The organism is Streptomyces sp. C (assembly GCF_000158895.1).
GTDB lineage: Bacteria > Actinomycetota > Actinomycetes > Streptomycetales > Streptomycetaceae > Streptomyces > Streptomyces racemochromogenes.
The window spans coordinates 3,345,059-3,355,540 of record NZ_GG657750.1 but is presented as its reverse complement, the minus strand read 5'-3'; the positions used below and the strand labels follow the sequence as shown (position 1 = coordinate 3,355,540).

At 73.0% G+C, this 10,482-nt stretch carries 10 protein-coding genes and 3 pseudogenes; 6 read left to right on the top strand and 7 right to left on the bottom strand.

Annotated features, from left to right (window positions below; translation table 11 throughout):
- Positions 1-6 precede the first annotated feature (6 nt).
- Together SSNG_RS14875 and SSNG_RS43810 are read right to left on the bottom strand one after the other, a co-directional pair.
- Positions 7-672 carry a Uma2 family endonuclease gene (locus SSNG_RS14875; protein WP_007264659.1) on the bottom strand — a complete coding sequence of 222 codons (666 nt, stop codon included), beginning with the start codon at positions 670-672 and terminating at the stop codon, positions 7-9.
- A 175-nt stretch (positions 673-847) separates the two neighbouring features.
- Positions 848-955: pseudogene (locus SSNG_RS43810) on the bottom strand (GNAT family N-acetyltransferase); the annotation flags it as partial.
- A 260-nt stretch (positions 956-1,215) separates the two neighbouring features.
- On the opposite strand from SSNG_RS43810, the gene SSNG_RS14870 reads away from it, so the two are divergent.
- The gene (locus SSNG_RS14870) at positions 1,216-2,193 is read left to right on the top strand and encodes a sigma-70 family RNA polymerase sigma factor (protein ID WP_007264658.1); all 978 of its coding nucleotides are present in this window, start codon (positions 1,216-1,218) and stop codon (positions 2,191-2,193) included.
- A 176-nt stretch (positions 2,194-2,369) separates the two neighbouring features.
- Here SSNG_RS14870 and SSNG_RS14865 read toward each other — a convergent pair whose 3' ends face one another.
- On the bottom strand, positions 2,370-3,311 hold the full coding sequence (locus tag SSNG_RS14865) for a YafY family protein (RefSeq protein WP_007264657.1): 942 nt from the start codon (positions 3,309-3,311) through the stop codon (positions 2,370-2,372).
- Between the two features lie 218 nt (positions 3,312-3,529).
- Between SSNG_RS14865 and SSNG_RS14860 the strand changes: the two genes are divergently transcribed.
- Both SSNG_RS14860 and pfkB read left to right on the top strand, forming a co-directional pair.
- Complete coding sequence (locus SSNG_RS14860; protein ID WP_277752164.1) at positions 3,530-4,933, top strand: MFS transporter; 1,404 nt, start codon at positions 3,530-3,532, stop codon at positions 4,931-4,933.
- A gap of 154 nt (positions 4,934-5,087) precedes the next feature.
- A pseudogene (gene pfkB, locus SSNG_RS14855) lies at positions 5,088-6,027 on the top strand (1-phosphofructokinase).
- An 8-nt stretch (positions 6,028-6,035) separates the two neighbouring features.
- On the opposite strand, the gene SSNG_RS14850 reads toward pfkB, so the two are convergent.
- On the bottom strand, positions 6,036-6,824 hold the full coding sequence (locus SSNG_RS14850) for a DUF6227 family protein (RefSeq protein WP_007264654.1): 789 nt from the start codon (positions 6,822-6,824) through the stop codon (positions 6,036-6,038).
- A 192-nt stretch (positions 6,825-7,016) separates the two neighbouring features.
- On the opposite strand from SSNG_RS14850, the gene SSNG_RS14845 reads away from it, so the two are divergent.
- Positions 7,017-7,655, top strand: coding sequence for a vitamin K epoxide reductase family protein (locus tag SSNG_RS14845; protein WP_042801036.1), 639 nt, complete (start codon positions 7,017-7,019; stop codon positions 7,653-7,655).
- Between the two features lie 140 nt (positions 7,656-7,795).
- Here SSNG_RS14845 and SSNG_RS43805 read toward each other — a convergent pair whose 3' ends face one another.
- Complete coding sequence (locus SSNG_RS43805; RefSeq protein WP_042803547.1) at positions 7,796-8,197, bottom strand: rodlin; 402 nt, start codon at positions 8,195-8,197, stop codon at positions 7,796-7,798.
- A gap of 280 nt (positions 8,198-8,477) precedes the next feature.
- Here SSNG_RS43805 and SSNG_RS43800 point away from each other — a divergent pair, with 280 nt between their 5' ends.
- Positions 8,478-9,026, top strand: coding sequence for a hypothetical protein (locus SSNG_RS43800; RefSeq protein ID WP_050779629.1), 549 nt, complete (start codon positions 8,478-8,480; stop codon positions 9,024-9,026).
- 163 nt (positions 9,027-9,189) lie between these two features.
- Entirely contained in the window at positions 9,190-9,429 is a 240-nt protein-coding gene (locus SSNG_RS14830) for a chaplin family protein (protein ID WP_007264650.1), read from the top strand.
- 77 nt (positions 9,430-9,506) lie between these two features.
- Here the strand turns inward: SSNG_RS14830 and SSNG_RS14825 are convergent, their stop codons facing one another.
- Both SSNG_RS14825 and SSNG_RS42965 read right to left on the bottom strand, forming a co-directional pair.
- Positions 9,507-9,851, bottom strand: a complete 345-nt coding sequence (locus SSNG_RS14825; protein WP_007264649.1) for a hypothetical protein — start codon at positions 9,849-9,851, stop codon at positions 9,507-9,509.
- Positions 9,852-10,050: 199 nt separating this feature from the next.
- Positions 10,051-10,482: pseudogene (locus SSNG_RS42965) on the bottom strand (hypothetical protein); the annotation flags it as partial.

Genomic DNA, 10,482 nt, shown 5'->3' with positions numbered 1-10,482 from the left:
CAGGCCCTAGGTGACGCGGGCCGGCCCGGTGACCTGCTCGCCGATCACGAAGCCCCGGGCCGGCCCCTCGGGCACGACCACCGCGGTCCCGTACGGGGCCCGCACCTCGCCGGCGTACCGGGCCTCGTCGGGGACGGGGCCGGTCAGCACGCTGACCGTGCCGTGGCCGTCGTAGTCGTCGACGATCACGTACACCGGGATCCCGGCCCGGGCGTACGCGCGGCGCTTGCGGACCCGGTCCCGCGCGACGTCCTGCGGTCCCGGGGCGACGACCTCGGCGACCAGGGGAACGCTCGACGCCCTGATCCCCAGCTCCCCCCGGGCGGCGTGCCCGGTGAGGTCGTCCGGCGCGAGGAGCACGTCCGGCGCCCAGGCCTGGTAGCCGCCGACCACGTACATCGCCATGTAGGGGGCGTACGGGCCCCCGGCCAGGTGGGCGGCCAGCCGGGACCGCAGCCGGTTCGCGGTGAGGGCGTGCGTGAACGGCCGCCCCACCCGCCACATCTCGATCAGCCCCTCCACGATCTCGACGCGGAAGGTCTCGGGCGGGTCGATGGCCTGCCAGGCCCGCCAGAGGGCCTCGTCGAGCTCGGGGTCTGCTTCGGGGTCTGCTGCGGGACCGGCGCTCGTCGGCGCCGCGGTGCCGGACGGCCGCGGGATGTGTGCGATCACCCCCGGCACGCTACGGCCGGAATGTGGCATGCCGTAGGAATATGCCCGTGCTTCACCCGGACGAGGGCCGAATCACCCGGACGGACGAACGTACGACACACGTTCGCCGACGTTCGCCGCCGTGGGGTGATATGTACACCCATGTCGTGTTTCCAGCGATTCGATCGCCAGTCCAGGCAACCAGGAGCCGGTACGGCCCGTCTTCAGGGTGGGAGCGCGCCCACGGGCGGCGCCGCGCCGGGCTCCAACCGGGGGTGCCGGATGTGACGGCGGTCTCACGGACGCCGTCGCCGCACGGCTCCGCGGGCACCTCCGGACCGGCCACCAGGACCGGCCTGACCTGCGCGTTCCCGGGTTCTCGCAGGAGGGCGCCACCCCGGTTCCGAGGGGCGGCGGGGCAGGATACTGCAAGATCTCGGAAAAGGGAGACCGGCGTGGGAATTCTGTCCTGATTCCAGTCGTTGTTTCCTTTCGGAAGCGGGCACTCGGAAGAGTGTCCGAGGACGCACCGCGACCGATTCATCGCATCGCAAGGGAGCACGCATGGCAACCCGCGCCGTCGCCCGTCGTCAGTCCACGAGCAGCGCCCGCGCTGCGGGCGGGGAGATCGTCGACCGCGACCTGGTCGGCATGTACCTCGACGAGATCGCGCGCACCCCGCTGCTCGACGCCGCCAGGGAAGTGGAGCTCTCGCAGATCATCGAGGCGGGCGTGTACGCCCGGCAGATCCTCGACGGCGAGATAGAGCGCGACGGGGAGCTGCCCGCCCGCGAGGAGCTGGAAGCCCTGGCCGCCGAAGGCGAGCGCGCCAAGGAAGTCTTCATCCGGTCCAACCTCCGCCTGGTCGTGGCCGTCGCCCGCCGCTACCCGCGCAGCGGCCTGCCCCTGCTCGACCTCATCCAGGAGGGCAACGCCGGCCTGGTCCGCGCCGTCGAGAAGTTCGACTACGCCAAGGGCTTCAAGTTCTCCACGTACGCCACGTGGTGGATCCGCCAGGCCATCACCCGCTCCATCGCGGACCAGTCCCGCACCATCCGCCTCCCCGTCCACCTCGTGGAGGAGCTCGGCCGGATCCGCCGGATCCAGCGCGAGTTCAACCGCGAGAACGGCCGCGACCCCGAGCACGCCGAGATCGCCGCCGCACTCGACTCCACCGAGAAGCGCGTGGGCGACGTCCTGGACTGGGCGCGCGACCCGGTCAGCCTCAACATGTCGGTCGACGACGAGGGCGACACCCAGTTCGGCGACCTGCTGGAGGACACCTCCGCGATCTCGCCCGAACAGTCCGTGCTCTCCCTGCTGCGCAGCGAGGAGCTGGAGGACCTCCTCGGCAAGCTCGACCAGCGCACGGCCTCCATCATCAAGATGCGCTACGGCATCGAGGACGGCCGCGAGCGGACCCTGACCGAGGTCGGCAAGCAGCACGGCCTGACCCGCGAGCGGATCCGCCAGATCGAGAAGCACGCCCTGCTGGAGCTCAAGCGCATGGCGCGCGACACCGGCTTCGACGCCGTGGCCTGACCGGCCCGCCGCCCGCGCCCCGCTCCCTCCCCGGACGAGTCCCGGTGCCAACCCCCCCCGGCGCCGGGGCTCCCCCCTGCCCGGCCGCGCTCAGGCCCCCGCGCGGGCCAGCCGCGCACCCAGCGCCCCGCGCTCAGGCCCCCGCGCGGGCCAGCCGCGCACCCAGCGCCCCGCGCTCAGGCCCCCGCGCGGGCCAGCCGCGCACCCAGCGCCCCGGCCGCCTCCGCCAGGAACGCCGGCCCGCGCACCGTGAACTCCAGCCCCGTCAGCGCCATCCGGGCGGCCAGCCACTCCGGCGCGTCCCCGCTCTCGAACCGCACCCGCGCCCCGCCCCCCTCCGCCGCGGCCGCCTCGCGCAGCCACGCCGGCAGCTCCTCGGGCGGCGCGGCGAAGGACACGTCGACCGGGTACGTCCGCTCACCGCGCAGCGCGCGCCGGACGAACTCGGCCGCCTCCATCGGCAGCGGCCGCGGCGTGAACCGCGCCCCCGTCGCGAAGGGCTCGCTCACCCGGTCCACCCGGAAGGTGCGCCAGTCCTCCCGCTCCAGGTCGTAGGCGACGAGGTACCAGCGGCTGCCGGTGCTCACCAGCCGGTACGGCTCCACCAGCCGGCGCGAGTCCACCCCGTCCCGCGCCCGGTACGCGAACCTCAGCCGCTCCGGCCCCGCCACCGCCCCGGCCATCGCCGTCAGCGTCCGCGGGTCCACGCTCGGCCCGTCGCCCCGGGTCACCGCGACCGTCGCCGACTGCAGGGCGCCCACCCGGCGCCGCAGCCGCGCCGGCAGGACCTGCTCCAGCTTCGCCAGGGCGCGGACGGAGGCCTCCTCGACCCCCTCGATGGCGTGCCCGGCCCCCGCTCGCAGCCCCACGGCGATCGCCACGGCCTCCTCGTCGTCGAGCAGCAGCGGCGGCATCGCCGCCCCCGCCACCAGCCGGTAGCCGCCGACCGCGCCCAGCGTGGCCTCCACCGGGTATCCCAGGTCGCGCAGCCGCTCGATGTCCCGCCGGATGGTCCGCGGGCTCACCCCCAGCCGCTCCGCCAGCTCGCTGCCCGGCCACTCGCGCGGGGTCTGGAGCAGGGACAGCAGGGTGAGCAGCCGGCCGGGGGTGTCGTTCATACTTCAAGATTGCCAGGTAAATAGGACACGTCCTGGCCTACATCCCCTCTAGGTTTCTCTCCATGAGCACCGAGACGTCCATGGCATCGCCCGAAAGAGAGAACGGGCCCGTCCGAGAAGAGCGGAACGCACCCGCCGCAGCAGCACCCGCACCCGACGCCCCCGGCGACGCCGCCGCCCCGGGCGACCGCCGCCGCTGGCTGGCGCTCGCCATCGTCATGACCGCGTCCTTCATGGACCTGGTCGACGTCACGATCGTCAACATCGCGATACCCAGCATGCGCCAGGACTTCGGCGCATCGACCAGCGCCATCCAGTGGATCACCGCCGGATACGCGCTCGCCTTCGCCGCCGGCCTGATCACCGGCGGCCGTCTCGGTGACATCTACGGCCGCAAGCGCCTCTTCCTCGCCGGCGTCGCCGGCTTCACCGTCGCCTCGCTGCTCTGCGGCATCGCCCCCGACCCGTCCATGCTCGTCGCCTCCCGCCTCCTCCAGGGCGCCATGGCGGCCCTGATGGTCCCGCAGGTCCTCGCGATCATCCACGTCACCTTCCCGCCGCACGAGCGCGGCAAGGTCTTCGGCATGTTCGGCGCGATCGTCGGACTCGGCGCGGTCTCGGGGCCCATGCTCGGCGCGCTGCTCACCGAGTGGGACCTGTTCGGCCTCGAATGGCGCACGATCTTCCTGATCAACCTCCCCGTCGGCATCGCCGCGGTGCTCCTGGGCCGCGCGTTCATCTCCGAGTCCAAGGCCCCCAAGGCCCTGCGCCTTGACCTGGTGGGCGTGGTCCTCGCCACGCTCGCGCTGGTCATGCTGATCTACCCGCTCACCCAGGGCCGGGAGAACGACTGGCCGCTCTGGGGCTTCGTCTGCATGATCGCGTCGCCGGTCGTCTTCGCCGTCTTCATCGGCTACGAGAAGTACAAGATCAAGAAGGACGGCTCCCCGCTCGTCGAGCTCTCCCTCTTCCGGATCAAGAGCTTCGCCGGCGGCGTCACCGTCCAGCTGGCCTTCGGCCTCGCGACGGGCATCTTCTTCCTGGTCTGGACGCTGTACATGCAGATGGGCCTGGGCTGGACCCCGCTGCACGCCGGCAGCACCGGCATCCCCTTCTCCATCGCCGTCTCCGTCGCGGCCGGCGTCTCGGTCGAGAAGCTCGTCCCGCGCTTCGGCCGCAAGGTGCTCCAGGCCGGTGCGCTGGTCATGGCCGCGGGCCTGCTCCTCTACATCTGGGAGGCCGACCGCTACGGCATGGGGATCAGCTCCTGGCAGATGGCCGCCCCGCTGATCGTGATGGGCGTCGGCATGGGCCTGATCGTCGCCCCGCTGAACGACACCATCCTCTCCCAGGTGCCGCGCGAGCACGCGGGCTCCGCGTCCGGGCTGATCAACACCACCGGCCAGATGGGCAACGCGCTCGGCCTGGCGCTGACCTCCGTCGTCTTCTTCGGGTCCATCGAGGACGACCGGATCCTCGGAGTGCCGTACGCGGAGGCCTTCCGCGGCGCGCTGTGGTGGGTCGTGGCGGTCCTCGTGGTGATCTTCGCGGTGATGTTCGTGCTGCCGCGCCGGCAGGTCCCGATGGCGGAGCGCGAGGGAGCCGTGGAGGGCGCCCACTGACGCCTCCGGCCGCCGCCGGGACGTCGTCCGGACATGCCCGCTCAATCGAGCGGGTATGTCCGTTTTTCTTTGTTTTCCCCCGATCTCTGCGTAGGGTGGGGGAGGAACGGCGGAATCCGGTATCGAACGGACACGAACCCACAGGCGGCTCGCAATGATCCTCACGGTCACCCCCAACCCCTCCCTCGACCGGACCTACGAGGTCCCCTCGCTGGAGCGCGGCGCGGTGCTCAGGGCCGCCGGGGAGCGGGTCGACCCCGGCGGCAAGGGGGTCAACGTCTCCCGGGCCGTCGCGGCGGCGGGCGGCTCCACCACGGCGGTCCTCCCGCTGGGCGGCTCCGCCGGCACCCTGCTCCTGGAACTGCTCACCGCCGAAGGCGTGGACGTCACCGCCGTCTCCATCGCCGGGCTGACCCGCTCCAACATCGCCGTCGTGGAACCGGACGGCACCCTCACGAAGATCAACGCGGCGGGCCCGGAGCTCTCCGCCCAGGAGTCCGGGCTCCTGCTCGACACCGTCCGCGGCTCCGCCGGGGCCGACTGGGTCGCCTGCTGCGGCAGCCTGCCGCCCGGCCTGGACCACCGCTGGTACGCCGAACTCGTCGCCCGCGCCCGGGAGACCGGCGCCCGCGTGGCCCTGGACACCTCCGGCCCCGCCCTGGCAGCGGCCCTGCCCGCCCGCCCCGACGTCGTCAAGCCGAACGCAGCCGAGCTCGCCGAAGCCGTCGGCCGCCCGCTGGCCACCCTCGGCGACGCGGTCAAGGCCGCCGAGGAGCTCGTCGGACGCGGCGCCGGCGCGGTCCTGGCCTCCCTCGGCGCGCACGGGCAGCTCCTGGTCACCGCCGACGGCGCCCACCACGGCACGGCCCCGGTCGCCGCGGTCCGCAGCGACTCGGGGCCGGCGACGCCGCCCTCGCCGGCTTCCTGACCGCCGGGGGCACCGGCCCGGGCCGCCCTCGCCTCGGCTCTTCGCCCACGGCGCGGCCTCCGTACAGCTGCCGGGCAGCGTCATGCCGGGCCCGGCGGACCTGCGCCCCGAGGCCGTCCGCATCACCCGGGACCTGCCGCTGGACCTCCCGCTGTCCGCCCGCTGACGGTCGCGTCAGCGGACCCGGGCCCGCACCTCCATCGCCCCGCGCGCGGCGGCCTCGCTGTCGTAGACCTCGCACATGTGCCGCCCGTCCGGAGTCGCCGTGTGCTCGACCTCCCACAGGCTGAACTCGCTCCCGTCCAGCAGCACGAAGGCGTGCTCGTACAGGCTGAAACCGGCGTCCCGCCCGTCGGCCAGGCACTGCCGGCCGCCGAACGCCTGCGTGATGTGGTGCGCGTACGCCGAGCGCAGCAGCACCGCCACCGCCTCGCCCGGCCGGTCGGCGTTCTCCGCGCGGCGCAGCACCCGCCGGGCGTGGTCGGCGGACTGCTCCACCGTGTACTCGCGGCGGCGCTGCTGGGGCGAGGGGGCCGCGAACAGCGCGCTCAGCACCGCCAGATCACCCTCCAGGCCCTCGTCCCCGTCGCCGTCCCCGTCGCCCGGCCCGGGGGCCTCGGGCAGCACCGGCTCCGCCGGGGACTCGCCGAACAGCCGGGCCACCGCCAGCCCCAGCTCGGCCTTGCTCTCGAACACCTCGTGCCGGGTGCCGCGGTCGCCCCCGAGCCGGTAGGCCAGCTCCCACAGGGACGCCGCCTCCCCGTCGGGCAGCAGGTAGGTGTGCCGGTGGGTCTCCCGCCACAGCCCCGCCGACGGGCTGTGGTGGGTGGTGTACAGCGAGGAGCTGTGGGCGAGCGCCGTGCCGAGGCGCTCGACCAACCTGTCCGGCAGGTCGAAGGAGTTGAGGGCGCGGCCCAGGAGTCGCTCGAGGTGCGCCTCGGTTGTCTCGTACGGATCGCTCAAGGTGGGTCTCCAGGCCGTCGCTGCTTGTCACTTCGCGGAAGCACAACGTAGCCCCTGGTGCTGACATCACGTCCGGGATTCGGTAAAACGTCCGGGAAGCATCAGGGGTTCCCGCCACACCTTCAGGTCAAGTTGGGTACGGATGGCCCGGGTTCGCGGCGGTCCGTCACCTTGCGCGGGAGCATGGGCGGTATGGCAACGAACACGATGGGCGTCCCCCGCCAGCAGGGCCGCCCCCGCATCCGCCCCGAGGGCGAACCGGGCGCCTCCCGGGGGCCGGCCTGGCTGCTGGTGGTCACCGGGGCGGCCGGGCTGCTCGCCTCCTGGGTCATCACCCTGGACAAGTTCCTCCTGTTGGAGGACCCGGACTTCAAGCCCGCCTGCAGTCTGAACCCCGTGGTGTCCTGCGGCAGCGTCATGCAGAGCGAGCAGGCCTCCGCCTTCGGCTTCCCCAACCCGATGCTCGGGCTGGCCGGTTACGCCGTCGTCATGTGCGTGGGCGCGGGCCTGCTGGCCGGCGCCCGCTACGGGGGCTGGTTCTGGCTGGGACTGAACGCCGGGACGCTCTTCGGCACCGGCTTCTGCGCCTGGCTGATGGTGCAGTCGCTGTACGAGATCAACGCCCTGTGCCTGTGGTGCTGCCTGGCGTGGGTGGCGACCCTGCTGATGTTCTGGGCGGTCACCGCCCGCAACGTCCGCACCGGCGACCTGCCCGCCCCCGGCCCGCTGCGGGCCCTGTTCACCGACTTCGCCTGGGCGCCGCCGGCCCTGCACACCGGGGTGATCGGCATGCTGGTCCTGACCCGCTGGTGGGACTTCTGGACGGGCTGACCCGGGAGACGCGGCGGGGCGTACGCGAACGAGGGCCCCGGCGGCTGGTCACCGCCGGGGCCCTCGTCACTTCGTCACCGCGTCACTTCGCTCCACGGGCGCCGGTGCGCGCCCTGACCGGAAGGGCCGAGCGGAGGGGATCAGCTGCCGACCGAGAGGTTGCCGGAGAGGACCGGGATGTTGCTCAGGATGTGCGAGAGCGGCTCGTCGCCCTTGGCCTGGGTGGAGTTCTCGGTGCACTGCTGGTTCTGCGGGTTGGACAGGACGTTGATGTCCTGGACGCCGATGTTGAGCAGGGCGAGGATCGACTGCGCGTTGACCTTCGCGGGCAGGCCGATGCAGGGCTTGTTGAGGGTGCCCTGGACCAGGCCGAGCTGGGGGCTCATGTCACCGGTGGTCTTCTGGTTGCCGTAGATCTGCTGGGCACCGTTGCCGTTGACCGTGTTGATCCCGTTGTCGTTGCCGATGGCCATGGCCGGAGCGGCGCCCGCACCGACGGCGGCGGCGGTGACCGCGGCGGCGGCCATGATCTTCTTGAGCATCATTGATCCTTTTGTCGCACGAGTGCCCGCTTGTGGAGCGCCCTGATCAACCGGCTCTCCGAGGGGTTGGTTCCGCTCCTTCACTCGATCGGCCCGTTCGGGGCGGCGATTTCCCCGGTCCGGGTGAGACGGCTGCGGACGCCTGCGCGAAGCCCGTACGCAGCCCCAGGGCCCCCGCCGCCGCTCAAGATCGTGTTGCGCTCCGTAGAAGGGGTCCGCACGGTGGGTGAGGAATCGGATTGTTCCCGTCCGTTTTCGCGACCACCCGAAGGAAGCCCCCATGCGCACGAAGCCGTCCCGCCTCCGCGTCCTCGTCCCGTCGGCCCTCGCCGTCGTCATACTGTCCGGCGCGGCCGCCCCCGCGGTGGCCGCCGACGGCGGCGCCGCGGCGGCCGTCGAAGAGCGGGCGGCCGCCGTGCAGGAGCGGATCGACCGGCTGGAGGAGGTCAAGCAGGCCGTCCCCGACCAGGTCGCCGCCGGCCCGATCGACGACCTCCTCGCCAGCCTGACCAAGACCCTGGGAGACCTGCTGGGCTCCCTCACGGGCCTGCTGGGCGGGGTGAAGCTCCCCGAGGTCAAGCTGCCCGAGATCAAGATCCCGGAGGTCAAGCTCCCCGAGATCAAGCTGCCGGAGATCAAGCTGCCGGAGGGCCTCCCGTCGGTCAACCTCCCGGCGATCCCGGCCGTCCCCGCCACCCCGGCCGTCCCCGCCACCCCGGCGGTCCCGGCCACCCCGGCGGCCCCCGCGCTGCCGGCCACCGGGGTGATCCCCGAACTGCCCGACATCCCGGATGTGCCCGACATCCCCGACATCCCCATCCGCAGCTAGGCGGCGGCGGGGTCCGGCCGGCGGCATGGTTACGACTATTGGGCTGAACAGGTCTGGTTCGGGTCCTCTTTGGGCCGTGGCCGTGTCGTCGGGGAAGCTGGACCGTTTCGCTTCGTGTGAGCCCCGGATCGGGGCAGGACATCGAAGAGAAGGTGCACTTCCCATGAACACTGCCAAGAAGGCCGCTGTGGCCCTGGCCTCCGCTGGTCTCGCCGTCGCCGGTGCCGCCGGCGCCGCCTCCGCCGACGCCGCGGCCGAGGGCGCGGCCGTGGGCTCCCCCGGTGTCCTCTCGGGCAACCTGGTCCAGGTCCCCGTCCACGTTCCGATCAACGTCTGCGGTAACTCCGTGAGCATCATCGGCGCGCTGAACCCCGCGTTCGGCAACGTCTGCATCAACGACTGACGTACGTATCGGTCAGCACCAACGACTGTGGGCGCCCCCGGCATCGACGGGGGCTTCCACAGTCGTTCCCGGGCTGCTCAGTGCTGGCCGCCGTTGAGCTGTACGCCGCCGAGCAGCGGGGAGGCCTTGGTGGCCCCGTTCGCCAGGCCCAGCACCTCGCCGGGGGCGTTGTTGCGGAGCTTGTTGACGCCGTCGGCGGCGCCGACGACCTTGTTCACGGTGTCACCCTGCTCGGCGAGGGCCATGCCCAGGGTCTCGGGGGCCGAGGCGACGACGGGCTCGACGGCGCTCAGCGCCGTGTTCCATCCGGCCGACAGGCTCATGGGGGGACCGGCGGGCGCCTCCGCCGCGAAGGCGGGGGCCGCCGCCCCGAGCGCGGCGACGGAGCCGGCGACGACAGCGGCGGCCTTGGAAAGCTTCATTATCGAAAATCCTTTTCTCTTCGTGGACAGAGGTGCCGGCGGCGACCCTCGCGCCGCTTTCGACCTGCGTAACGATTACCGGCCGCTGCGGAAACGCGGGGCCGGGCGCACGGAAGCGGCCGGAGAATCCGAGAGGGGATTCTCCGGCCGGTATTTCTTCTGATTACCGGTATTCCCGGTCAGTCGATTTCAGCCGATGTCAGTCGGTACGGGACCTGCGGTACAGAATCGAGCCGCCGAGGATCAGGGCCGAGGCGAGGGCCGCCATGGCCGAGACCTCGCCGGCTCCGGTTGCCGCCAGCTCCGGTGCGGCCGCCCGGGCCGGAGCCGGGACGGAGGCCGGCGGGGCCGCCTCGGGGGCCGGCGCCGGGGCGGGACCGGACGCCGGGGGCAGGTGCACCGGGAGGTCGCCGGCCGGGGCCGCGGGGGGCTGGTCCGCCGGGCGGACGACCTCCGGGGCGGGGAGCGGCGCGGGCGCGGGCCGCTCCGGCTGGCTGCCGTGCGGCGGACGCGGCGCCGGAACCTCCGCGGCGGGGGGCCGGGGCCGGCTGCGCCTCGGGCTGCGGTGCCGGAACGGGCTGCGGAAACGGGCGCCGGGAGGGTGTGGGGCTGTTCCTCGGGCTGCGGCGCC

Coding starts and splice junctions, on each gene's coding strand:
- SSNG_RS14825 (WP_007264649.1), bottom strand. CDS start 9,851: ATGAAGCTTTCCAAGGCCGCCGCTGTCGTCGCCGGCTCCGTCGCCGCG.
- SSNG_RS14870 (WP_007264658.1), top strand. CDS start 1,216: ATGGCAACCCGCGCCGTCGCCCGTCGTCAGTCCACGAGCAGCGCCCGC.
- SSNG_RS14860 (WP_277752164.1), top strand. CDS start 3,530: ATGACCGCGTCCTTCATGGACCTGGTCGACGTCACGATCGTCAACATC.
- SSNG_RS43805 (WP_042803547.1), bottom strand. CDS start 8,197: ATGCTCAAGAAGATCATGGCCGCCGCCGCGGTCACCGCCGCCGCCGTC.
- SSNG_RS43800 (WP_050779629.1), top strand. CDS start 8,478: ATGCGCACGAAGCCGTCCCGCCTCCGCGTCCTCGTCCCGTCGGCCCTC.
- SSNG_RS14830 (WP_007264650.1), top strand. CDS start 9,190: ATGAACACTGCCAAGAAGGCCGCTGTGGCCCTGGCCTCCGCTGGTCTC.
- SSNG_RS14865 (WP_007264657.1), bottom strand. CDS start 3,311: ATGAACGACACCCCCGGCCGGCTGCTCACCCTGCTGTCCCTGCTCCAG.
- SSNG_RS14845 (WP_042801036.1), top strand. CDS start 7,017: ATGGCAACGAACACGATGGGCGTCCCCCGCCAGCAGGGCCGCCCCCGC.